The organism is Serpentinimonas raichei, from assembly GCF_000828895.1.
Lineage (GTDB): Bacteria > Pseudomonadota > Gammaproteobacteria > Burkholderiales > Burkholderiaceae_C > Serpentinimonas > Serpentinimonas raichei.
The window spans coordinates 1174869-1198411 of record NZ_AP014568.1; the positions used below are offsets into that span (position 1 = coordinate 1174869).

Here is a 23543-nt window from a genome sequence, read left to right on the forward strand (position 1 = left end):
CCGCGGCGCCCTGCCATCAAAAACCGGCGCGTTACAGGCCCGCGTCCACCCAGCGGCCACCGGCCACCCGCGCGCGGCCCAGCGCCACCAGCGTATCGAGCAAGGTCGGCAAGCGGTCGCGCCAGCGGCCGCGGCCGCTGAAATGCGCGGCCACGCCGTCCAGGTCGAGGCTGCGCTGCGCTGCGGCCAGCACCTCGGCCACGGTCTTGATTTGCTCGGTCACCCCCGTGGGCCACGGGCGCTGCGCCAGCGCCACCTTGGCGGGCTTGGGCAGCGCGCCGACATCGGGCGCGTCGGCGTCGGGATCGGACTCGGCCTCAAGGGCCACCTGCTCGCCCCGTCCGGCTTGCTGATACTCGGGCCGCAGCCAGCGCACCGTGCCGGCGGCTTCCTCGGCGGCGCGCTGGGCGTTTAGCTCGACCAGCCGCGCCAACAGCGTGTCGGTGTCGGCGGGCAAGCTCAGGTCGGCCCAGCCGTAGGCTTGCAGCACGGCGGCGTCCAGCTCGTCGTGCAGGCTCTTGAGCACGCCCACCAGGCCGTGCGCGTGGAGCAGCTTCTCCTTGGCGGTCAGCGGCTCGCCGCTGCGCAGCTTTTCCAGCACGTTGTAAACCGCCGTGAGCGTGGCGTCGGGGTGGGCGGCCTGCCGGGCCTTGCGGTGGACGTCGATTTGCTCGGCCAAGCTGCGGATGCGCTCGGCCAGCGCTCCGGCTGGGTCTAGGTCGGGGAAGGGGAAGGCTTCGAAGCAACGCGACTTGACGTACACGGGGTCATTGCCCACACCCAACCAACTGCCCACCGCCAATGCCCAAGCTCCATGCATGCGGCTAGACAGCACGCCTAGGTGCAACCCGTCCTGCAGGGCAATCGCTACCAGCTTGTTGTCGGGCAATACCACTCCGTCCAGAAACTGAAACAACCTGTGCTTTGCGGTCTCCACTGTGGCGATGTAGCGTGGAAGCGCCTCTATTTGTCGACGAAGCACTCTGCGCGGCTCGCCAAACAACCACCAGTTGTCTCGATAAGTCGCCCGGTTGTTTTGCTCCCGTTCAGGCTTGACCCGCTCCAGCAGCCACTGGTAGGTGGCGGGGTAGCGTTGCCGTGCCGCGTCGGCGGTCAGCCCGAACATATCTATCACCAGCACGTCGCGCGGCGTCGCCGTCAGGTCACGCCCGTTGCGGTACTCCCTGATATGGCGCTCAAGCCCTGGCACCGTGCCCAACCCAAGGCTGGCCGCCTGTTGGCGGGTCACGATGAACCCCGCGCCGAAGAGCTGCACCCCCCGGTTGCTTAGGTCGGCATTGGCCTGCAGGCTGCGTGCCCCAGCCACGTTGGCCCCCACGGACAAGTCGGGGTGTATCAGCCCCCGCCGTTCCGCCAGCGACACCGCCACCTCGCCAAACTCACTGGCCTGCTCACGCTGCACCGTCAACAACCGCCCTTCAGCCGGCCCCGTTCCCAGCACCGTCATGGCGATGCGCACGGCGGCGCCATTGGCGCTGTCCACCCACGGGTGGTCGGGCACGGCGAATGCCAGATGCGCCACGCCAGCGCCGGGGTGGGGTGTGCCGGGGGCCGATTTCTGCGCGTTTGGCAGCATGAGGCCCCCGGCATGCCCCGCCCCGGCGCCCACCCACCCCGCAACTGCCCCAGCCCCAGCCCCACCCGCCCCAGCCCCACCCGCCCCGGCGTCCGCCCACCCCGCAGCCGCAGAAAAAGCCGAGGAAGCCAATAAACCCCCATCCAACGCCGCCTGCACCACCCGCCGGTTGAACGTCTGCCGCAAGCTGTTGGTGGTGATCAGCCCCATGCGCTGCACCGCGCCGGCCCCCACGAGCGCCGCCGCCCGAGCCCACCAGAACATCACAAAGTCTGCACTGTCCGGCACATCCGGCCACGCGGCGCGCAAAGCGTCCACATACCCGTCGCCCAGGGCCGCCCGCATGGTGGACGCGCCAATGAACGGCGGGTTGCCCACGATGAAATCGGCCTGCGGCCACTGCGCCTGGCGGGGGTTCACGTAGCGCCATTGCAGCACCTGCGCCGCCTCGTCGGGCACCCGCTGGCCGGTGACGGGGTGCGGCTTGAAGGTTGCGCCGTCCCAGCGCGTCAGAACCTTGCCGCTGGCGTCGGTCATCGGCTCTTGGCGGTCGTAGGCCAGTACCGCGTCGCGGTGCTCGATGTTGCCGTAATCGTGCACCACCGGCTCAGCCATGCTGGCGCGGCCGTTGGTGCGGATGTGCCACTGCAAAAAGCCAATCCACAACACCAGCTCGGCCAGCGCAGCGGCGCGCTGGTTCAGCTCCACCCCGCGCAACTGCTGCAGCGTCACGGTCTCGCGGCCCAGGTCCAGCGCATCTTGCGTATCGCCCAAGGCGTTGAGCTGGTTCAACACCTCGCCCTCCAGGCGCTTGAGGTGCTCCAGCGTCACATACAAAAAGTTGGCACTGCCGCAGGCCGGGTCCAGCACGCGCAGGGTGCACAGGCGGTGCAAAAAATCCTTCACCTGCTGGCGCGCCTCGGTCCACTTGGCGCGCACGGCGGCGTGGTGGCGGTCCAGCGCGGCAAAGTCCTTTTTGGTCTTGACTTCGGGCGGGTGCGCTTCCAGCTCGGCGGCCTCGTGCGCCAGCAACAGGGCGGCGGCCTGGGCATTGGCCCACTCGGCGCGCAGCGGCTCAATCACGGTGGGCAACACCAAGCGCTCGACGTAGGCGCGCGGCGTGTAGTGCGCGCCCAGGGCGTGGCGCTCGCCGGGGTCCAGCGCACGCTCCAGCAAGGTGCCAAAGATGGCGGGCTCTACCTCGCGCCAATTGGCCCGGGCGGCCTGGACCAGCAGGTCGATTTGCTCGGGCCGCAGCAACAGGCTGTAGCCGTCGGCGCTGCCGCCCTTGAACAGCTTGCCATTGAACTTGAGCACGTCTTCAGTCAGCGCCGCCGAAAAACCGCCCCGGTCCATGTCGACCCACAGGATGCGCAGCATCTGTTGCAAGGTGTCAGGGCTTGCGCGGTGCTTGAGCAACAAGTCCTGGAACGAGCCCTTGGTCAACAGCTCCACATCCTCGGCAAACATAGAGAACAGGCAGCGCGACAGGTATGCCGCCACCGTGTGGGGGTCGTGCCCATCCTGCTCCAAAGAGCGGGCCAGCAATGCCAACTGGTTGGACACCTCCCGGGTGACTTTGGCGGCAATCAGCGCCGGATTCAGCTCATTCGGTTGCGTCCAAATCAGGCGCAGCCGCGCCTGCACTTCTGGCTTGGCCAAGTCGGCCAGCAAGATGCGGTGGCTGCGCGGGTCGGGGAACGGCGTGTAGGTGCCGCCACTGCGGCTGAACTCGGCGTACACCTCGATCACCGTGCCCACGTCCACCACCAACACAAAGGGCGGCCGCCCTTCGTCAGCGGGCAAGGCGCGGGCGTAGCCCTCGCCCTGACTGCGGGCGCGCAACAGGCCATCGTCAAAGCCTTTGGTGTGGGCACCCGCTTTGAGCTTCTTGGCTTCCAGCACGAAGTGGCCGCGCTTGTAGCAGTCGATGCGGCCCGCGCTGCTGGAGCCGTCTCCGTGGCTGAAGGTGACGGGGCGCTCGAACATGTAGTCTTGCGCGGGCGTGGGGTGCGGCTTGGGCACATCCAGCAGCTCGCACAGGTCGATGACGAAGGTTTGAGCAGTGGCCAGCTCGCTCGCGCTGACTCCCTGCCAGCGTTGAATGAACGCCTGCGCCGTTGTTCTTGTGTCCATATTGCAAATGATAGTCGCAGGCAACATGGGACAAGGCGGTCGCGGCAAGCCAAGTCACGGACTCGCTCAGCAATGAGCGAGGAAGGGTGTGCGCTGGGGGGGGGGCGTTATTTCAAGGGCCTGCTAAAGGTGCATCTCAGCATCCTGTCGTTGATGCAGCACGCGAATCACGTCCAGATGGTCGGAGCAGTCGAGAAAATAGACCACGTGCGAGCCGCACAGGTACTTCATGAATTCCGGCAAAACATCAGCGGGGCGGCCCTGCTTTGTGCCCGCTGCCAATCCCTCAAAGGCAGCCACAAGGTTGTGGTGGTAGGTGTCTGCCTGCTTCATCGACCAGTGTTTGAGCGTGTAGAGCCAGATTTCCTCAAGGTCGGCCTCGGCCAGCGGAGACAGTCGGTAGGGCTTACCCATGCCGCGCGTGCATTCGGTTCAAGAACGCTCCGCTATCGAACGAGCGTGGTTCACCGGACTCAAGGCCAGCGTTCAGCGCATCTTGCAGCGCCTTCACCTTGGCTTCGTGCTCTTCCAGCAGCCGCAACCCTGCCCGGACCACATCACTGGCCGAGCCATAGCGCCCGCCTTGCACTTGGGCATCAATGAAGCTGGTGAAGTGCGTACCGAGGGATACGGATGTGTTTCGGCTCATAAGCGTTCTCCTGCTGGAGTGTAGACTGTACCAATATTTGGTACAGCACGCGCGCAAGAATTGCGGCGTAGCCGCCTTTCTCCCAAAAACCAACATAAGTTTTTGATTTATTTGGTGGGCCTCCCGTGAGTCGAACACGGCACCAACGGATTATGAGTCCGCTGCTCTAACCAAGCATGAGCTAGAGGCCCGTCTGGCAATCTCTGCGGCATGGCTGCCGTGGCAAGGTCTGACAGGCTGGGTAAGCCGTTTTGCCTGCCCCATGGCGCAGAACCACAGAAAGGCGTGATTTTATCCCGCTGGCACTTGCACCCTGCGCGCCCTGCTGGGACTTTATTGCCGAGGTTGGCTCAGGGCGTTGCCCACCAGCTTGGCCGTGATGTCCACGATCTGGATCATGCGCTCGTAGGGCATGCGCTGCGGGCCGATCACGCCCAAGGTGCCCACCACGGTGCCATCCACGGTGTAGGGGGCGCTGACCACCGACAAATCCTCGAAAGGCACGCCGCCCTGGCTGTCGCCGCCGATATAAATGCGCACCCCTTCGGCCTGGTGCGACACATCGAGCAGCCGCATGATCTGGGTTTTTTGCTCAAACAGGTCAAAAAGCCGCCGCAACTGCCCCAGGTCGTGCGTGAAATCGCTCACCGACAGCAGGTTGCGTTCGCCTGCCACCACCACCGCGTCTTGTTGCGCATCCGACTCGCTGCCGAGTTCGACCGCTTGCAGCATGAGGGAGGAAATTTCGCCGCGCAAGCTCTCGACCTCGGCGCGCAGGCGGTCGCGCACCTCGACCAGCGTCAGGCCCGCGTAATGGGCGTTGAGAAAGTTGGCCGCTTCTTGCAGTCGGCTCTGCTCCAATTCGGTCTGGGTGTGGATGACGTGGTTTTGCACCTCACCGTCGGGCGAGACCAAAATCACCAGCACGCGCCGTTGCGACAGACTCAAAAACTCGATGTGCCTAAACACGCTGACGCGCTTGGGCACCCTCACCACCCCGACGAAATGCGACAGGCTGGAGAGCAGTTGCGCCGCCTGGTTGATCACCAGGCGCGGTTGTTCGCCTTGCAAGGTGGCCGGGGGCATGGCATCGACGGTCTGCACGTCGTCGCGGCGGGCAGTGAGCATGGTGTCGACGAACAGGCGGTAGCCGCGCGCCGTGGGCACCCGGCCAGCCGAGGTGTGCGGGCTGGCGATCAGGCCGAGCTCTTCCAGGTCGCTCATCACGTTGCGCACGGTGGCCGGCGACAACTCCAGCCCGGCCGCGCGCGCGAGGGTGCGCGAACCCACCGGTTGGCCGTCGGCAATATAGCGTTCAACCAAGGCTTTGAGTAAGAGCTTGGAGCGGTCATCGAGCATGGGAAGATTTTAAGCAGCTTGTGCTTTAATTTGAGCATGGATTCGCAAAGTCTCCCACCCCTTGCAATGCCACCCTTGGCAGAGCTGCACTTTCGCCACGTGGCGGTGATCGGCAAGTACAACGCCGTGGGCTCACGCGGCGCCATCGACACGCTGGCGCATTTTTTGTTGCAGCAAGGTTGCGCCGTCAGTCTGGAGCGCGAGACGGCCCTCAACACCGGACTGGACCAGCACCCGGTGCTCGATGTGAGCGAAATCGGCCAGCACTGCGATCTGGCGCTGGTGCTGGGTGGCGACGGCACCATGCTTGGTATCGGGCGCCAGTTGGCACGCCAGAACGTGCCACTGGTGGGCATCAACCAAGGCCGCCTGGGCTTTATCACCGACATCCCTTGGCAGGGCTACGCGCCGGTGTTGCAAGCCATGTTGCACGGCCAGTTCGTGCACGACCGGCGCGCCCTGATGCACGCCAGCGTCTGGCGCGACGGCCAGTGCGTGTTCGAGACCATCGCCATGAACGATGTGGTGGTGAATCGCGGCAGCGCGCCCAGCATGATCGAATTGCGGGTCGAGGTCGATGGCCACTTTGTGGCCAAACAGCGCGCCGACGGGCTGGTGATCGCCACCCCCACCGGCTGCACCGCCTACGCCCTGTCGGCCGGCGGGCCACTGCTGCACCCGGCCATCGACGGCTGGATCATGGCCCCGATCGCGCCGCACACGCTCACCAACCGCCCGATCGTGCTGCCCGCCAGCGGCGAGATCGCGGTCGAGGTGGTTTCGGGCCGCGACGCCAGCGCGCACTTCGATATGCAGAGCTTTACCAGCCTGCTGCACGGCGACCGCATCGTGGTGCGGCGCGCGGCGCACCAGTTGTGCCTGCTGCACCCGCTGGGCTGGAGTTTTTTTGACACCTTGCGGCGCAAGCTGCACTGGAATGAGGGGGGCGTGGGTTGAGCTGGCAACGCATGGTGCTGCGCGATTTTGTGATCGTGCGCGAACTGGAACTGGATTTGAGCCGCGGCTTTACCGTGCTCACCGGCGAGACCGGGGCTGGCAAGTCGATCCTGATCGATGCGCTGCAACTGGCGCTGGGCGCACGCGCCGACGCCTCGGTGGTGCGCGACGGCGCGGCGCGGGCCGAGATCGTGGCCGAGTTCGAGCCCACGCCGGCCGCGCTGCTCTGGCTGGCCGAACAGGGCTTTGAGGGCGAGGTGGGCGAGCCCTTGCGGCTCAAGCGCCAGCTCGACGCCCAAGGCCGCAGCCGGGCCTGGATCAATGGCAGCGCCGCCAGCGCGACCCAGTTGCGCGAGTTGGGCGAATTGCTGCTCGACATCCACGGCCAGCACGCCTGGCAGAGCCTGACGCGGCCCGAGGCGGTGCGCCACTTGCTCGACGACTACGCCCGCATCGACCCGCGCACCCTGCGCCAGCTCTGGACCGACTGGCGCAGCGCACAGCGCAGCCTGGAACAAGCGCACACGCAGCAAAGCCAGTTGCAGCAGGAGCGCGAACGCCTGCAATGGCAGTTGAGCGAACTCGAACGCCTAGCCCCGCAGCCGGGCGAATGGGAAGACCTCAACTTGCAACACGGTCGGCTGGCGCACGCGCAAGCGCTGCTGGAGGCGGCGCAAACGGCGCTGCACTGCCTGAGCGAAGACGAAAGCAACGCCCGCCGCCTGCTGCACCGCGCCGCGCAGGCGCTGCAAGCGCAGCAGCACGTGGAACCGCGCTACCAGGGGCTGGCCGAGCTGCTGAATAGCGCGCTGGCGCAGGTGGATGACGCCTGCCACGACCTGCAGCAGCACGCGCAGCGCAGCGAGCTCGACCCGGCGGCGCTGCAGGCGCTGGACCAGCGCCTGGGCCTGTGGCTGGCGCTGGCGCGGCGCTTGCGCTGCGAGCCGCAGGCGCTGGCCGAGCGGCTGCAAGCCTGCCGCCAGGCGCTGGCCGAGCTCGAGCGCAGCGCCGACTTGGCCGCGCTCGAGGCAGCCGAAGGCGCCGCCCTAGCCCGCTTTCGCGCCGAAGCCGAGCGCCTCAGCGCCCTGCGGCTGGAGGCCGGGGGCCGACTCGGGCACGCCATCACGCAGGCCATGCAGGGCCTGGGCATGGCCGGCGGGCGCTTCGAGGTGCGGCTGCAAGCCCTGCCGGAGCCGCAAGCGCATGGCCTAGATCAGGTGGAATTTTTGGTGGCTGCGCACCCCGGCAGCACGCCGCGGCCGGTGGGCAAGGTGGCCTCGGGGGGCGAGTTGTCTCGCATCGCGCTGGCGATCTCGGTCTGCACCAGCGAGGTCGGCAGCGCCCCGACGCTGATCTTCGACGAGGTCGATAGCGGCATCGGCGGTGCGGTGGCGCACACCGTGGGCCAGCTCATGCGCCGCCTTGGGCACGACCGCCAGGTGCTGGCCGTGACCCATCTGCCGCAGGTCGCGGCCTGCGCGCACCAGCACCTGCGCGTGAGCAAAGGGCAAGACGCGCACGGCAGCAGCAGCCGGGTCGAACCCCTGCACGGCGCACAACGGGTGGCCGAGGTGGCGCGCATGCTCGGCGGCCAGCAACTCACCGCAACCACTTTGGCGCACGCCCAGGAGCTGCTGTGCAACTCGTCCTGATCACCGGCATGTCGGGCTCGGGCAAATCGGTGGCCCTACACGCGCTCGAAGACGCCGGCTTTTACTGCGTGGACAACCTGCCGCCCGATCTGCTGGAGCCGCTGATCGCCTTGCAGCAAGCCGAAGCCACCGAGCGCGTGGCGGTGGCCATCGACGTGCGCAGCGCCCGCGCCCTGCCCACCCTGCCCTTGCGGCTGCGCCAGTTGCGCGAGCGCGGCCTGCCGCTCACGGTGCTGTTCCTCGACACCAGCACCGAAACCCTGGTGCGCCGCTTCTCCGAAACCCGGCGCCTGCACCCGCTCTCGCTCAAAGACAGCAGCGACCAGCGCCGCGCCTTGTTTGAGGCGATCGAGCTCGAACGCGAACTGCTCAGCAGCCTGCGCGATCTGGCCCAGGTGCTCGACACCAGCCAGCTCAAGGCGGCGCACCTGCGCAGCTCGGTCAAGGCGCTGCTGCAACTGGCCCCGGCCCGGCTGACGCTGGTGTTCGAGTCCTTTGCCTTCAAGCGCGGGGTGCCGATGGACGCCGATTTCGTGTTCGACGTGCGCATGTTGCCCAACCCCCATTACGAACCCGAGCTGCGCCTGCTGACCGGACGCGACGGCCCCGTGGTCAAGTTTTTGCTGGCCGAAGCCGAGGTGGCTGCCATGCAAGAGCAGATCGGGGGTTTTTTGCAGCGCTGGCTGCCGCGGCTGGAGGCCGACCACCGCAGCTACGTCACGGTGGCGATCGGCTGCACTGGCGGGCAGCACCGCTCGGTGTATCTGGTTGAGCGCTTGGCCGAGCGCTTTGCGGGCCTAGCCAGCGTACAAATCCGGCACCGCGAACTCGACGCCTTGCAGCACCCCTAAGCGCCCGGCGCAGGCGGCAGATTTTCCAGCAACCAGACGCGGATCGGGGCTGGCAGCGCGATGGGTTGATGCGCTGGATGCTGCTGCGGCTTGCCCAAGGTGTGCACCCAGCGCCCCGGACCGGCTGCTGGGTCTGGTGCATCTGCGGCCCACTGCCACTGCACCGGGTGCAGGCGCAGCTCTCGGTGTGTCAGGCTGTGCCGGATGACCGGATGCAGGATCGGCGTTTGCCCCACGCACACACCGGGCGGCGCTTGCAACGCGGCCTGTTCGGTGTGCAGCACCGGCGGCGCGTACAAGCCCGCCCAAATGCCACGCGGCGGGCGCTGCTGCAGCCAGATCGCCCCGTCGGCGCGGCGCAGCAGCAACAACCACCAGTCCTCTTGGCGGCGTGGGCTGCGGCGCGATTTTTGCGGCAGCTCGGCCACGCGCTGCTGCGCCAGCCCTTGGCAGAGTGCGGCGGCTGGGCATTCGGGGCAGCGCGGTCGGCTGCGGGTGCAGATTTGCGCCCCCAAGTCCATCAGGCCCTGGGTGTAGGCGGCCATGCGGTCGGCGCTGGCTTGCGGGTCCAGCAGCGCCTGGGCGCGCTGCCACAGCACACGCTTGGCAGGCGCGTGCGCCAAATCGCCCTCGAAGGCCAGCAGCCGCGCCAGCAGGCGCTGCGCGTTGCCGTCCAAAATCGACACCCGCTCGCCAAAGCAAAAGGCCGCAATCGCCGCCGCCGTGCTGGCCCCGATGCCGGGCAGGCGCTGCAGCTCGGCCGCCGTGCCCGGCCAGTACCCGCCCTGCTGCACCAGCCGGCGTGCGCAGGCGTGCAAGTGGCGGGCCCGGCTGTAGTAACCCAGCCCGCTCCAATGCGCCAGCACCTCGTCGGTCTCGGCTTGCGCCAGTGCGCTCAAATGGGGGAAGCGCTGCAAAAAGCGCTGGTAATAGGGCAGCACGGTAGCCACTTGGGTTTGCTGCAGCATGATTTCAGACAACCAAACCCGGTACGGGTCGCGCGTGCCCTGCCACGGCAGGTGGTGGCGGCCATGGCGGCGCTGCCACGCCACCAGCGTGTCAAAAAAAGCCGCTGGCTCCACCGCAGGGCTTCAACCCGAGGCCGAGGACAGCGCGGGTTCGGGCCGCTCCGAACGGGCCACCCCAGCAGCATCGGGGACCAGCGTGGCGCCAGCCGCATCGGGCCGGCTCACCTCGGTGCACAACTGCTGCCAGCGCGTTTGCTCGGCGCCGACTTCGGCTTGGCGCGCCTGCAACTCGTCGATGCGCTCATCCAAGCTGCCCGCAGCCTCTTGGATGCGGTGCACCGCCTCGATGCGGCGGGCAAAATTGCGCCGCCGCTCACGCAGTTGGCCATCGAGCCGCGCCGCCGCGGTCTTGCTCCAGAGCTCGACTTCGTTGGAAGCTTCCTCGTACAGATGGCGCAAGCGCGACAGCACCGCCTTGGCCAGACGCTCGCAAAAACCGGCTTGGGTCAGGCGCAGCAGATTGGTCACGCCCAAATACTGCAAGTGGGTGATTTCGATCTCGTCGATTGCCTGCAAGTGGCGCGACAGATCGAGCCGCAGCGGAGCCTGCAAGGTAAAACCGTATTCAGCATTGAGGTTGCGAAACATGCCCGAGAGCATTTCATGCACCTCGTCGGCCAAACCTTGGGTTTCGGCCAAATTTTGGCGCAAGCGGGCAAAGGTGCTGGTGTAAATTTTCTTGACGCCCAACTTGACCCCCGGCTGCTTAAGCGCCAAGGCCAACTCGGCCACTTCGGACTTGATCTGGTTGCTGCCCAAAAGGGCAAACAAGCGCCGCAGCGTCTTGAGGTGCACCGAACGCAGGGCCTGGATGCGCGCCGCGCTTTGGTCGAACTCGGTTTGTTCGAGCTCGATGCGGGTGCGCATTTGCCGAATCACGGTCGCGTTTTTGCCACGCAGGGATTGCAGTTCTTGCACCTGCTCTTCGATTTCGTGGTCGCGCACCTGCAACTGGCGCTCCACTTCGGTGCGCAACTGATGCACCGCCTGCTCCAGAGCCGACTGCAACAGGCGCCGCCGCTGCCCCAACACATCATCGGCCAGCGCGCGCTCGAGCTCCGGCAGGCGGCTTTGCTGCAACAACTGCGCATCTTGGCGCACCTTGGCCAGCAGGCCTTTTTGGGCCGACACCGCAAACACCTGCTGTCCTTGCAGGCCCAGCACCTCGGCGCTGTGCTGGCGCTGGCGCTCGATCTGGGCCTCGATGGCCTCGGGAGTGCTCAACTCGTCCCAGAGCACATCGATTTTGTTGAGCACCACCAAGCGCGCCTCGCTGCGCTCGGCCACCGGAGCCAGGTGTTCGCGCCAGATCGCCAAATCGGACTTGCTCACCCCGGCATCGGCCGCCAGAATGAACACCACCGCGTGCGCTTGCGGCAACAAACCCACCGTGAGCTCGGGTTCGGTGCCAATCGCGTTCAGGCCCGGCGTATCGACGATCACCAGACCCTGCTTGAGCAAGGGGTGCGCCATGTTGATGAGGGCGTGGCGCCAGCGCGGCACCTCCACCAGCCCATCAGGGCCGGGTGCAGGGTTGTCTTGCGGGTTGTCCTCGTGCCAAAAACCCAGCGCGCGCGCTTGCTCGACCGGTACGCGCAGGGTCTGCGCCACCCGCTCGATGGCTTGCGCGAGTTGCTCGGGCTGGTTCACGTCGAGGTCGATGCGCTGCCACTGCTCGGGTGCGCTGCGCCATTCCAGCAACGATTGCGCCTGCATGCGGGTTTCGATCGGCAGCAGGCGCAAGCAAGGCGGCAGATCGGCCTCGTAGCCCAGTTCGGTGGGGCACATGGTGGTGCGCCCCGCGCTGGCGGGCATGATGCGGCGGCCGTAGCCGGCAAAAAAAATGGCGTTGATCAGCTCCGATTTGCCGCGTGAAAACTCGGCCACGAAAGCCACCATGACCCGGTCACTGGCCAACTGGGCCTGCAAATTGGCCAAGCGCGCGCGCGAACCCTCGTCGAGCAGGTCGTGCGCTTCGAGCCACTGCCCAAGCCGCATCAAATCTTGCGTCCGCAGTTGGCGCCAGCGGTTGTGCTGCTCGAATTGTTGGATAAAAGCCATGCCAGCAATATAGCACTGGCGGCGGCGCGGCGGCTACCTGCGCGGCGGCACGGCTCAGGCTTTTTGACAATGTGCGCAGTAGTAACTCGAACGCTGCCCCTGACGCAGCAGCCGGATCGGGTTGCCACAGACCCGGCACGGCTGCCCAGCCCGGTCATAGACTTGGGTTTGCAGTTGAAAGTGGCCGCTTTGCCCGTCGGCGTTGGAGAAGTTGCGCAAGCTGCTGCCCCCGGCTTGCAAGGCCTGTTGCAGCACCTGCACGATCGCGGCATGCAGCCGCTGCACCCGTGGCCGGCTCAGGCGCGCCGCCACCGTGGTGGGGCGAATGCCGGCAGCAAACAAGGCCTCGGAGGCATAAATATTGCCCACTCCCACCACCACCTCGCCCGCCAGCAACACCTGCTTGATGCAGGCGCGGCGCTGGCGCAAAGCCGCAAAAAAGGCCTTGGGCTCGAAGGCTGGCGAGAGCGGCTCCACCCCCAGCCGACCCAGCAGCTTGAGCGCTACCGGGTCGGACTCGCTCTGGGCATAGACCACCGCCCCAAAACGGCGCGGATCGTGCAAGCGCAGCACGCCATGGTTGGTCAGCATATCAAAATGGTCGTGCGGGCCCGGTGGCGGCAACTCGGTGGCCAAACGCAGGCTGCCCGACATGCCCAAGTGCAACAACAGCAGCCCGTGGTCCAAATCGAGCAGCAGGTATTTGCCACGCCTGCGCACCCCCAGCACTTGGCGCTGCAACAGCGCTTCGGGTGCCACCCCGAGTGGCCAACGCAGCGGCTTGCCCAGCCCGATGCGCTCGATGCGGGCCCCCAGCAGCCGCTCGGCAATGTTGAGACGGGTGGTTTCGACTTCGGGCAGTTCGGGCATGGGTCGGGCTTGTGAGGGACACAGAATCGGTGCGCGCACCGCAAGGCTGCAGCCCATCCATTATCATGGGCGCATGCTACTGGCTTCCTCATCTGCTCTTGCTGCCTTCACTGGCATGGCCACCCGACTGCGGGGCTTTTTGGGGGCTGGATTGAGCAGCTTGGCGCTGCTCGGGTTCGGATTCGGGCACGGCCCGGCCGGGGCCCAACCGGCTGCCAGCCCGCCCACCCTTGAATTGCAATTTCCCGGCCCGCCCACCGCGCTGGATACCGAGACCTTCTACCAGTTGCTGCTGGCCGAGTTCAAATTCCAGCGCAGCGACCCGGGCGGCGCGCACTCGCTCATGCTCGACGCCGCCGTGCGCCTGCAACGCCCCGAGTTGTTTCGCCGCGCCGTCGAAATCGCCCTGCAAGGCCGCGCGGGCAACTCCGCCTTCAACGCCGCGCGCGACTGGTCCAGCGCCTTTCCCCAAAGCGACGAGCCGCTGCGTTTTCAGTTGCAGATTTTGCTGGCACTCAACCGCCCGGGCGAAATCGGCCCGGTGCTGCAGCGCCTGATCCAGATGACTCCGATCGAGCGCCGCCACGAGGTCATCAGCGCCATTCCGGCCACGCTGAGCCGCCTGAGCGACCGGGCTGCCGCCCGGCGCGTGGTGCACGAGGCGCTGCAAGCCGCGTTGGCCGACCCCGCCACCGCCGCCACCGCGCACGCCGCCTTGGGGCGCATGGATCTGCTGCAAGGCGAGCGCCGGGCGGCGCTGCAAGCGGCGCAGCAGGCCCTGCGGCTCCAACCCGATTCGGTGCACGGTGCCAGCTTGGCGCTGGAGTTGCTGCAGCAGCAAAACAGCGAAGCCGATCCGCTGCTGCGCGCCTACCTCGACCGCACCGACGCCGCCGACGCAACCCAGCGCCACGACTTGCATCTGGCCTACGTGCAACGCCTGATCGAACTGCGGCGCGTCTCCGACGCCCAGCGCGAGCTGCGTCTGCTGACCGAGCGCGCACCCCGGTTCGCCCCGGCTTGGCTGCTGCAAGGAATCTTGCAAACCCAGTCGCGCCGACCCGGCCCGGCCCGCATCGCCTTGCTGCGTTTTTTGGAACTGGCCCCCGAGCTGCCCGCCGAGCAAGGCGCTCGCGGGCGCACCCAAGCCTATTTGCATTTGGCCCAACTGGCCGAATTGCAACGCGACTTTGCCGCCGCCCATGGCTGGCTCGATCGCATTGCCGACCCCGACGCGGCCGGATTCTCGCTGCAGCTTCGGCGCGCGCACCTGATGGCCCGCCAAGGTCAGGTCGAGGCCGCAAGGCAGCTTTTGCGCGATCAACCCGAGCAAGACGACGCCCAGGCCCGGCGCAAGCTGGTGGCCGAAGCGCAACTGCTGCGCGATCTCGGCCAGTACGACAACGCCTTGCAGATCTACGGGCAGGCGCTGCAACGCTTCCCGGACGACCCCGACCTGCTCTACGAAAAAGCCCTCACCGCCAAACGCGCCGGCCAGTACGAGGCCATGGAGCAGATGCTGCGCCTGCTGATGCAGCGCCACCCCGACTACCACCACGCCTACAACGCCCTGGGCTATTCGCTGGCCGACCGCAACCTGCGCTTGCAAGAAGCGCGCTCCCTGATTCAAAAAGCCCTAGCCGTCGACCCCAACGACGCCTACATCCTCGACAGCATGGGCTGGGTCGAATTTCGCCTAGGCAACCACACCGAAGCGCTGCGGCTGTTGCTGCAGGCCTTTGAGCGCTTGCCCGACGCCGAGATCGCCGCCCATCTGGGCGAAGTGCACTGGGTGTTGGGGCAACGCGAGCAGGCGCTGGCGGTCTGGCGACTGGGGCTGGAGCTCAACCCAGAAAACGAGACCCTGCTCCAGACCTTGCGCCGCTTGCAGGTCCAGCTATGAAAAATCCCGCTTGGCTGAGCCGTCGCCAGTGCGTGCTGGCGCTGGGTTCGGGTGCCGTGCTGGCGCTAGGCGGTTGCGCCAGCACGGCACCCCTGCGCCCGCCGCCCCCCGAGGCCATCCCCACCCAAGCCAGCCCCGAGCCCACCCACTGGATCGGCCGCTTGGCGCTGACGATCGAATCCGACCCGGTGCAACACTTCAGCGCCAACTTTGAACTAACGGGCAACGCCGACAACGGCAGCCTGAGTCTGTCCAGCCCCTTTGGGCAGCAACTGGCGCTGGCCCAATGGGACGCGCAACAGGTGCTGCTGCAACACAACGGGCGCAGCACCGCCTACGCCAGCATGGACGAGCTCAGCGCCGCCCTCACCGGTGTGGCGCTGCCGCTGCGGCCGCTGTTTGCGTGGCTGCGCGGGCAAGCGGCAGAACTCGAAGGCTGGCAGGCCGATCTCTCGCGCCACGCCCAAGGCCGCCTGCAGGCGCGGCGCTGGCAGCCCGCGCCGGCGGTCGAGTTGCGTCTGATTTTGCACTGAACGCCACTGCCCCGCCTGACCCTCCGCCGCCCCTTGCCCCATGACCCTGCGCCAACTGCTCGACGTACCGGCCCCGGCCAAGCTCAATCTGTTTTTGCACGTGGTCGGCCAGCGTGCCGACGGCTACCACCTGCTGCAATCGGTCTTCATGCTGATCGACTGGTGCGACACCATGCATTTCGAGCGCCGCAGTGCGGGCCAGCTCAGCCGCGAAGACCTCAACCAAACCCAGACCTTGCCCGAGCACGACCTGGTGCTGCGCGCCGCCCATGCCCTGCAAAGCGCCACCGGCTGCCCCTGGGGCGCACACATCGCGCTCGACAAACAAATCCCGCAGCAAGCCGGCCTAGGGGGCGGATCGTCGGACGCGGCAAGCACCCTGCTGGCACTCAACCGACTCTGGGGCTTGGGGCTGGATGTTGCCGATTTGCAACGCATCGGCCTGGCACTGGGTGCCGACGTGCCCTTCTTTCTGGGCGCTCGCCATGCCTGGGTCGAAGGCATCGGTGAGTCCCTGCAGCCCATCGAGCTGCCGGCGGCGCGCTACCTGGTGCTCAAGCCCCCCAGCGGCAGCTCCACGCCCGAGATTTTTCGCCACCCTGCCTTGAAAAGAGACACGCCACGCGTTAGAATCGAAGACTTTGCTGCAAACAGCATGCAGGCGCAGCCAGGCGCATTTGGTTGCAACGACCTGCAGCCAGTGGCTCTTGAGCTGTGTCCCGACATCGCTTGGGGCCTTAACTGGATGGCAAAGCAAGGTTTGGATGCGCGCATGTCCGGTTCCGGCAGCGCCCTATTTGCGCCCTTGGCGCAAGAGCCAAGCCTAAGCGGCCTGCCAGCGCACTGGAGCGCCAGAATTTGCAGCAATTTGAGGGAGCATCCGCTGATCGGATGGTGTAAGCGGATATAATCGCAGACGCTGTCCAATTCGAATCAGTGATGGTTCAGCACTGCATTCGGTGGCAGGCCTTCGGCCTGTTACCCGTGTAGGGGAGTCGCCAAGTTGGTTAAGGCACCGGATTTTGATTCCGGCATTCGAAGGTTCGAATCCTTCCTCCCCTGCCAAACCTATTTATCTGCGCCGGTTTTTCCATGCAAATTCAAACTCCTGTGCAAGCACCGGATTTCGTGATTTTTACCGGCAACTCCAATCCGGTACTGGCCGCCGAGATTGCGCAGCACCTCCAGTCACCACTCGGCGCAGCCAGTATCGGGCGTTTTTCCGACGGCGAGGTCACGGTTGAGATCACGCAAAACGTGCGCGCCCGCCACGTGTTCGTGATCCAGTCCACCTGCGCGCCCACCAATGAAAACCTGATGGAACTGCTGATCATGGTTGATGCGCTCAAACGCGCCTCGGCTGTCAGCATCTCAGCCGTCATCCCCTACTACGGCTATGCGCGCCAAGACCGGCGCCCCCGCAGCAGCCGGGTACCCATCAGCGCCAAAGTGGTGGCCAACATGCTGCAAGTGGTGGGCGTGAACCGGGTCCTGACCATGGACCTGCACTCCGATCAAATCCAGGGCTTTTTCGATATCCCGGTAGACAACATCTACGCCTCACCGGTGCTGCTGAGCGACCTGCGCACCAAGAACTACGAAAACCTGCTGGTGGTCTCGCCCGACGTTGGCGGCGTGGTGCGCGCGCGCGCGTTGGCCAAGCAGCTCGACTGCGACATGGCGATCATCGACAAGCGCCGCCCCAAGCCCAATGTGTCCGAAGTGATGCACGTAATCGGCGACATCGAAGGCCGCAACTGCGTCATCATGGACGACATGATCGACACCGCCGGCACCCTGACCAAGGCCGCCGAGGTGCTCAAAGAACGCGGCGCCAAGAGCGTCTATGCCTATTGCACGCACGCCATTTTTTCTGGCCCGGCAATCGAACGCATCGCCAAGGGCGACGCACTCGACGAGGTGGTGGTCACCAACACCATCCCCCTGAGCCAGGCCGCGCAGGCCTGCCCCAAAATCCGCCAACTCTCCGTGGCACCGCTGATGGCCGAAACCATTGCGCGCATTGCCAGCGGCGAGTCGGTCATGAGTTTGTTTGCCGACGCCGACAGCGACTGATGCGCTGGATGGGCTGCGGCAAGCAGCAAACCGCACCCGCGCCCGTTTCTGGGTGCGAGGTGTTTTTTTAATCTGGGTTCAGAGCTGGTCGCGGCCGGGCCCAAGCAGGAGTTGAAACATGAAATTTGTCGCTTTTGAGCGCAACACGCAAGGTACGGGTGCGAGCCGCCGTCTGCGCAATTCGGGCCGCACACCGGCCATCGTTTTTGGTGGCGAACAACAACCGATCGCCATCGAACTCGACCACAACGCCCTCTGGCACGCCGTGCAAAAAGAAACCTTCCACGCCTCGGTGCTCGACATGGATCTTGGCGGCACGGTGCATAAAGTGCTGCTGCGCGATGTGCAGTACCACCCCTTCAAGCCGCTGGTGCTGCACGTGGATTTTCAGCGCGTCGATGACAAAACGCGCCTGCACAAGAAGGTGCCGCTGCACTTCATCAACGCCGACACGTCCCCGGCGGTGAAGATCGACAAGTGCACCGTCAACCACGTGCTGACCGAAGTCGAGATCGAGTGCTTGGCCATCCAATTGCCCGAGTTCATCGAAGTCGATCTGGGCCAGGCCGTCAAAGGCCAAGCCTTCCATGCCAACGACCTCAAGCTGCCTGCAGGCGTCAAGCTGGTCACGCACGGCAAGCCGAACCCGACTCTGGCCACCGTGATCGAGCCGGTGGAAGAAGTGATCATCGCCCCCGTGGTTTCTGCCGCTGGCGACAAAAAAGGCAAAAAAGCCAAGAAGTAAGCGCTGGCGCTCTGGTGCCACGGCAGCCGCCCAAGCTGCCGGCGCCAGACCCTCGGCACCGCTTTGCAAGGCCCGCTCGTCGGGCCTTTTTCGCGTTCATGCTCCCCCAAAGGGTCCTGCCCGTTTTGTGCTCAGGACGCACACCGGGTTTCGTTTAAGCTCACGCACATGTACAAACTGCTGGTTGGCCTGGGCAACCCCGGGCCCGAATACCACGACACGCGCCACAACGCCGGTGCCTGGTGGCTGGAAGCGGCGGCGCAGGCGCTCAAGGCGCCCTTGCGCCCAGAGCGCAGCTTTTTTGGCCGCGCCGCCCGCGCCCAAGTGGGCGAGCACACGCTCTGGCTGCTGGAGCCCAGCACCTACATGAACCGCAGCGGACAGGCGGTGGCGGCGCTGGCGCGCTTTTACAAAATCGAGCCGCGGCAGATTTTGGTCGCGCACGACGAGCTCGACCTGCAGCCGGGCGAAGTCAAGCTCAAGCGCGGCGGCGGCCACGCGGGCCACAACGGCCTGCGCGACATCCATGCCCAACTGGGCAGCGCCGACTACTGGCGGCTGCGCATCGGCATCGGGCATCCCGGCGACAAGGCCGACGTGGTGCACTGGGTGCTCAAAAAACCTGCCCCAGAGCAGCGCAGCGCCATCGAAGAGGCGATCGGCCGCTCGCTGGCCGCCCTGCCCGACCTGCTGGCCGGCCAAGTCGAGCGCGCCACCGCCGCCATCCACACCGCCAAACCGGTGCGGCCCAAGCCGCCGCGCAACTCAAACGCTGCAAGCGTTTGAGGTCAAACGCCGGTACTTTAGCTCTAGGCTGGCCCGGTCTTCGAGGTGCAGCGGGTGCACCGGGATGCACTGCACCGGGCAGAGTTCGACGCACTGGGGTTGATCGAAGTGGCCCACGCATTCGGTGCAACGCGCTGGGTCGATCTGGTAGAAGTCGGGGCCCATCGAGATCGCTTGGTTGGGGCAAACGGGCTCGCAGACGTCGCAGTTGATGCACTCGGCGGTGATGGTCAGGGCCATGTGCGCCGTCCCCTCAATGCAGGGCGGCGCTGTGGGCGCTGCGCAACTGCGCCGCCACCGCTGGGTTGACCAGGGCCGACACGTCGCCGCCGAGCTTGGCGATTTCGCGCACCAGGGTACTTGAGATGCACTGCAGCTCGGGCTGCGGCAGCACGAACACGGTCTCGACGCTGGGCAGCAGCTTGCGGTTCATGGCCGCCATCTGGGCCTCGTAGTCGAAATCGCTGGCGTTGCGGATGCCGCGCACCACCGCGCAAGCCCCGTGCTGGCGGCAAAAGTCCATGATCAGGCCATCGAAGGGCAGCACGCGCACCTGCGGCCAGTCGGCCAGACTCTGGCGCGCCAGGCTCAGGCGCTGCTCTAGGGTGAACTGGGTTTTTTTGTGGTGCGCTGCGGCCACGGCAACGATGAGTTGATCGAACAGGCGCGCCGCACGCCCGATCACGTCTTCGTGGCCTAGGGTGAGCGGGTCGAAGGTGCCGCTGTAGACGGCCAGGCGCACTTCGGAGGCAGGCTTGGCGACGGGCTTGGCTGCAGGCTTGGAGGGGGCAGAGCGGCTCATGGGTGTGGATTATGCGCGGTGGCCGTGACGGCTGCATGGGGCAGCAGCGAAAAACGTGGGGGTTACACGCTTTTCAACAAATGGTAATGCACCTGCCCGGCCCGGCCTTGGCGTTGCACCTGCAAGCCCAGTGGCTGCAGCATGGCATCGCTCCACGGCAGCGGGGCTTCGAGGTAGATCAGGCCGACTGCCGCCAGCAATGGGCGCGCAGCGACCAAGGCCGCTTGCACCGCCTCGGCTGTTTGCTCAAAGGGCGGATCCAGAAACACCACATCCCAGGCGCTGGGCGAGGCCGCGCGCATCCAGGCCAGCGCATCGGCCTGTTGCACCTGCGCCTGCGCTGCGCCTAAGCGCCGCACCTGGGCGCGCAGCGCCTGCACCAGCGCCGGGTCGCGCTCCAGCAGGCACACCGCCGCTGCCCCGCGCGAGGCCGCCTCCAGCCCGAGCGCGCCGGTACCGGCAAAGGCGTCGAGACAGCGCAGCCCGCGCAAATCCTGCCCGAGCCAGTTGAATAGGGTTTCGCGCACCCGATCGGGTGTGGGGCGCAAGCCCGGTCGATCGGGCACCAGCAGCTTGCTGCGCTTGTACAGGCCGCCGATCAGGCGCACGGTGCCGGGGGGGCGTGCGGGTTGCTGGGCCCGGCTGGGCCGGGGCACGCCCTGCGCCGCCACCGGCTCGGCCAGATCGCGCCGCCTCATGGCGCCGTGGCTCCAAACACCACCGTCACCATGCGCTCGGGCTGCAACACGCGCTGCAAGGCGCGGTGCACCTGCACGCGGTTGAGCGCCGCTATTCGGGCGCTCCAAGTCTGCAAATCGTCCAGCGGCAGGTCGTGCCAAGCCAGCGCCGCCACCTCTTGCAGCAGCTCGCGGTTGCTGTCTAGGCGCAGCGCAAAGCCGTTGATCAGCGCCGCCTGGGCGTGCTCCAGTTCCTGCTGCGTCGGGCCTTGATCCACGAAACGGCGGATTTCATGCTGCACCAGTTCCAGCGCCTGCTGTGCGCGCGGGGGCTGGGTCGTGGTCGCCACCACAAAGGCCCCGGCGTGGCGGCCGGGCACGAAGCGGCTGTGGATGTCGTAGGTCAGGCCGCGGCGCTCGCGCACCTCTTGCATCAGGCGCGAACTAAAACCACTGCCGCCCAGAATGTGGTTGGCCAGCATGAAGGCCAAAAAATCCGGGTCGCGCCGCGCCAGGCCCGGCTGGCCGATCAGGAGCTGCGCCTGCGCCACGGCAAAGGGCTGCGCGATCAAGCGCCCTTGCGCCAGCGGCTGCACCTCGGGCAGCGGCGGCAGCGCGCTGCAACCGTGGGGCTGCCAACCCGTCAGCAGTTGGCGCACCAGCGCATCGGCGCGGGTGCGGTCGATGTCGCCCACCAGCGTGACGCGGGCCGTGCACGCCTGCGCGTGGGTGCGCCAGAACCCCCGCAGATGCTCGGCCTCGATGGCGGCCCAGGTTTCGGGCCGGGCCTGCTGGCCGTAGGGGTGCGCGCCATAGACGGCGGCAATCAGGAGCTGCTCGGCCAGTACCTCGGGCTCGGTTTGCGAATGCTGCCAACGGGCCACCCAGCGCGGGCGCTCGCGCTGCCACACCGGCGCGGCAAAGGCCGGGGCGGCGAGCTGCTGCGCGAGCAAATCCTGTGCCGCTTGCAGCAGCTCGGGTTGCGTCAGGGTGCGCAGGCGCAGGCTCAGGCGGTCGCGCGTGGCGGCGGCGCTGAACTGCGCCCCCAAGTCGGCCCAGGCCTCGGCCAAGGCGTTTTCGTCCAGCGCTGGCTGGCCCGCGTGGGCCTGCACGCCGGCGCGCAGCAGCGCCGCCGTGGCTTGCGCCAGCCCGGCCTGGGGCGCGGGGTCGCGGCGGCTGCCAGCATCGAGGTCGATCTGCACATCGAGCATGGGCAAACCGGGGTTGCTCACCAGATAGACCCGCGCCCCGCTGGGCTGCACCCAGTGCTCGATCACCGGCGCGGCTTGGAGGAAACCGGGTGCCATCAGGGCCAGGCCCAAGGCCAACAGCCCCCACAAGCCCAAGGAACGCGCCGCAGCGCCGCAAGGATTCATCTGCTTCATGGCGCCTGCTCCGGCAACAACACCCCCACGGTGAGCCGCTGCGCCGAGAAATGGCGCGCCGCCACCGCCTGCACCTGCTGCGGCGTGACCGCGCTCAGGCGCCGCATGATGCGCTCCGAACTGTCCACCGGCCAGCCCTGGGCCCAGTAACTGCCCAGCAGCCGCGCTTGGGCAAACATCGAATCGCGCTGAAACACCTCGGCCGCCAGCCACTGGTTGCGCACCCGGCGCAGCTCGGCTTCGCTCACGCCCTCGCGCGCCACGCGCTCGATTTCGGCCACCAGCGCCGCCTCCAGCTCGGCCGGGCTCACCCCTTGCGCGGGCGTGCCCGAGAGCAAGAACAGTTGCGGCCCACGGCCCAAGTAACTGAACGAGGCACTCACTTCCAGCGCCACCCGGCGCCCGGCCGCGCCTTGCACCAGTTGGTGCTCCAGCCGCGCCGCGCTGTGGCCGTCGAGCACACCGGCGAGCAGCAGCAGCGCCAGCGCGTCGGTGCTGGCGGCGTCGGTCGCGTCCGGGTGCGCCAGTTGCGGCACCTTGTAGCCCAGCACCAGCAGCGGCCGGTCGGTGCGGCCCACGTATTCGATGCGGCGCGTGCCGCGCTGCTCGGGCTCGGTCTGCGGCTTGCGCTCGGGCACGGCGCGCGCGGGAAGGGCACCGAAGTAGCGCTCGGCCCAGGCGCGCACCTGGGCCACGTCCACGTCGCCCACCACCACCAGCGCCGCGTTACCGGGCACGTACCAGCGCTGGTAAAAGGCACGCGCATCGTCGGGCTGGAGCGAGAGCAGATCGCTCATCCAGCCGATGATCGGGCGCCGGTACGGGTGCGCCAGCCAGGCGCTGGCCATGAACACCTCGAACATGCGCGCCTGAGCCGATTCCTCCACCATCTGGCGCCGCTCCTCTTTGATGACCGACATTTCGCGCCAGAACGCCTCGTCGGGCCAGGTGTTGTGGGCAAAGCGGTCGGCTTCCAGCCGCATCACATCGGGCAGCCTTGCGGCCGGGATTTGTTGGTGAAAAGAGGTTACGTCGCGGCTCACGAAGGCGTTGTCGCGCCCGCCCATGGCCGCCACCAGGCGCGAAATCTCGCCCTCGGGCACGGTTGGCGTGCCTTTGAACAGCATGTGCTCGACCACATGCGCCACGCCCGACTGGCCATCGACTTCGTCCATCGAACCCGCGCGCAGCCACAGCATCTGCAAGGCCGTGGGGGCGCGCCGATCGGGCTTGATGATCAGCGTCAGGCCGTTGGCCAAGGTGAACTGCTGCGCCGTGGCTGGGGCCAGAGCGGGTGTCTGGGCTTGCACCGGGGCCAGTAGCAGCCAGAGCAGCACAGTCCACAGCGGCAGCAGCAGCCAAGATCGGCGCCCCCCGCGCCACAAAATCGGGGTCGGTAAAGCGGGTTTCATAGAATGCATGGTTCGGATTGTCTACCAGATGGCCCAGCCCAGCCTGTGCGCTTCTCAATCAGCG

The 23543-nt window shown here is 66.8% G+C and carries 21 protein-coding genes and 2 tRNA genes; 10 read left to right on the forward strand and 13 right to left on the reverse strand.

Annotated features, from left to right (window positions below):
• Positions 1-31 precede the first annotated feature (31 nt).
• The 5 genes from SRAA_RS12705 to hrcA all read right to left on the reverse strand — a co-directional run bounded on the left by SRAA_RS12705 (position 32) and on the right by hrcA (position 5741).
• Positions 32-3733, reverse strand: coding sequence for a class I SAM-dependent DNA methyltransferase (locus tag SRAA_RS12705; RefSeq protein WP_045531379.1), 3702 nt, complete (start codon positions 3731-3733; stop codon positions 32-34).
• A gap of 123 nt (positions 3734-3856) precedes the next feature.
• Entirely contained in the window at positions 3857-4147 is a 291-nt protein-coding gene (locus SRAA_RS05535) for a type II toxin-antitoxin system RelE/ParE family toxin (RefSeq protein ID WP_045531380.1), read from the reverse strand.
• Entirely contained in the window at positions 4140-4382 is a 243-nt protein-coding gene (locus tag SRAA_RS05540; RefSeq protein WP_045531382.1) for a type II toxin-antitoxin system ParD family antitoxin, read from the reverse strand. Before SRAA_RS05540 ends, SRAA_RS05535 begins: the two co-directional genes overlap by 8 nt.
• Before the next feature lie 112 nt (positions 4383-4494).
• Positions 4495-4573, reverse strand: a tRNA-Ile gene (locus SRAA_RS05545).
• 142 nt (positions 4574-4715) lie between these two features.
• Positions 4716-5741 carry a heat-inducible transcriptional repressor HrcA gene (gene hrcA / locus SRAA_RS05550; protein ID WP_045531383.1) on the reverse strand — a complete coding sequence of 342 codons (1026 nt, stop codon included), beginning with the start codon at positions 5739-5741 and terminating at the stop codon, positions 4716-4718.
• A 66-nt stretch (positions 5742-5807) separates the two neighbouring features.
• Here hrcA and SRAA_RS05555 point away from each other — a divergent pair, with 66 nt between their 5' ends.
• From SRAA_RS05555 to rapZ, 3 genes are read left to right on the forward strand one after another with little or no spacing between them, the layout of a single operon-like run.
• A complete protein-coding gene (locus SRAA_RS05555) occupies positions 5808-6698 on the forward strand; it encodes an NAD kinase (RefSeq protein WP_045531384.1) in 891 nt (296 codons plus the stop codon).
• Positions 6695-8350, forward strand: coding sequence for a DNA repair protein RecN (recN, locus tag SRAA_RS05560; protein WP_045531386.1), 1656 nt, complete (start codon positions 6695-6697; stop codon positions 8348-8350). The genes SRAA_RS05555 and recN overlap by 4 nt, the downstream gene beginning before the upstream one ends.
• Positions 8351-8358: 8 nt before the next feature.
• On the forward strand, positions 8359-9201 hold the full coding sequence (rapZ, locus tag SRAA_RS05565) for an RNase adapter RapZ (protein ID WP_045533352.1): 843 nt from the start codon (positions 8359-8361) through the stop codon (positions 9199-9201).
• On the opposite strand, the gene mutY is transcribed toward rapZ, so the two are convergent.
• From mutY to mutM, 3 genes are read right to left on the reverse strand one after another with little or no spacing between them, the layout of a single operon-like run.
• Positions 9198-10283, reverse strand: a complete 1086-nt coding sequence (gene mutY, locus SRAA_RS05570; RefSeq protein ID WP_045531387.1) for an A/G-specific adenine glycosylase — start codon at positions 10281-10283, stop codon at positions 9198-9200. The genes rapZ and mutY overlap by 4 nt on opposite strands.
• Before the next feature lie 9 nt (positions 10284-10292).
• Positions 10293-12290, reverse strand: coding sequence for a dynamin family protein (locus SRAA_RS05575; protein WP_045531388.1), 1998 nt, complete (start codon positions 12288-12290; stop codon positions 10293-10295).
• 54 nt (positions 12291-12344) lie between these two features.
• Positions 12345-13160, reverse strand: coding sequence for a bifunctional DNA-formamidopyrimidine glycosylase/DNA-(apurinic or apyrimidinic site) lyase (mutM, locus tag SRAA_RS05580; RefSeq protein WP_045531389.1), 816 nt, complete (start codon positions 13158-13160; stop codon positions 12345-12347).
• A 115-nt stretch (positions 13161-13275) separates the two neighbouring features.
• Between mutM and SRAA_RS05585 the strand changes: the two genes are divergently transcribed.
• The 7 genes from SRAA_RS05585 to pth all read left to right on the forward strand — a co-directional run bounded on the left by SRAA_RS05585 (position 13276) and on the right by pth (position 19203).
• A complete protein-coding gene (locus tag SRAA_RS05585; protein ID WP_171820224.1) occupies positions 13276-15063 on the forward strand; it encodes a tetratricopeptide repeat protein in 1788 nt (595 codons plus the stop codon).
• Positions 15060-15596, forward strand: a complete 537-nt coding sequence (locus SRAA_RS05590; RefSeq protein ID WP_045531390.1) for a lipoprotein insertase outer membrane protein LolB — start codon at positions 15060-15062, stop codon at positions 15594-15596. Before SRAA_RS05585 ends, SRAA_RS05590 begins: the two co-directional genes overlap by 4 nt.
• Before the next feature lie 46 nt (positions 15597-15642).
• The gene (gene ispE / locus SRAA_RS05595; protein ID WP_045533356.1) at positions 15643-16506 is read left to right on the forward strand and encodes a 4-(cytidine 5'-diphospho)-2-C-methyl-D-erythritol kinase; all 864 of its coding nucleotides are present in this window, start codon (positions 15643-15645) and stop codon (positions 16504-16506) included.
• Positions 16507-16584: 78 nt separating this feature from the next.
• Positions 16585-16661 (forward strand) — tRNA-Gln (locus SRAA_RS05600).
• 45 nt (positions 16662-16706) lie between these two features.
• Positions 16707-17672 carry a ribose-phosphate pyrophosphokinase gene (locus SRAA_RS05605; RefSeq protein ID WP_045531391.1) on the forward strand — a complete coding sequence of 322 codons (966 nt, stop codon included), beginning with the start codon at positions 16707-16709 and terminating at the stop codon, positions 17670-17672.
• Between the two features lie 118 nt (positions 17673-17790).
• Entirely contained in the window at positions 17791-18417 is a 627-nt protein-coding gene (locus tag SRAA_RS05610; protein ID WP_045531393.1) for a 50S ribosomal protein L25/general stress protein Ctc, read from the forward strand.
• Positions 18418-18585: 168 nt separating this feature from the next.
• Positions 18586-19203 carry an aminoacyl-tRNA hydrolase gene (gene pth / locus SRAA_RS05615; RefSeq protein ID WP_045531395.1) on the forward strand — a complete coding sequence of 206 codons (618 nt, stop codon included), beginning with the start codon at positions 18586-18588 and terminating at the stop codon, positions 19201-19203.
• Here the strand turns inward: pth and SRAA_RS05620 are convergent.
• The 5 genes from SRAA_RS05620 to SRAA_RS05640 form a co-directional block, all read right to left on the reverse strand.
• Complete coding sequence (locus tag SRAA_RS05620) at positions 19183-19443, reverse strand: YfhL family 4Fe-4S dicluster ferredoxin (protein ID WP_045531397.1); 261 nt, start codon at positions 19441-19443, stop codon at positions 19183-19185. The two genes, pth and SRAA_RS05620, sit on opposite strands and share 21 nt — an antisense overlap.
• A 13-nt stretch (positions 19444-19456) precedes the next feature.
• Positions 19457-20005 (reverse strand): pantetheine-phosphate adenylyltransferase, encoded by a 549-nt coding sequence (coaD, locus tag SRAA_RS05625; RefSeq protein ID WP_045531399.1) that lies wholly within the window; start codon positions 20003-20005, stop codon positions 19457-19459.
• A gap of 62 nt (positions 20006-20067) precedes the next feature.
• Positions 20068-20703, reverse strand: coding sequence for a 16S rRNA (guanine(966)-N(2))-methyltransferase RsmD (gene rsmD, locus SRAA_RS05630; RefSeq protein ID WP_082039934.1), 636 nt, complete (start codon positions 20701-20703; stop codon positions 20068-20070).
• Positions 20700-22067, reverse strand: coding sequence for a M16 family metallopeptidase (locus tag SRAA_RS05635; protein WP_231849344.1), 1368 nt, complete (start codon positions 22065-22067; stop codon positions 20700-20702). Before SRAA_RS05635 ends, rsmD begins: the two co-directional genes overlap by 4 nt.
• Positions 22064-23479 carry a M16 family metallopeptidase gene (locus SRAA_RS05640; protein ID WP_052467503.1) on the reverse strand — a complete coding sequence of 472 codons (1416 nt, stop codon included), beginning with the start codon at positions 23477-23479 and terminating at the stop codon, positions 22064-22066. Before SRAA_RS05640 ends, SRAA_RS05635 begins: the two co-directional genes overlap by 4 nt.
• Positions 23480-23543 lie beyond the last annotated feature (64 nt).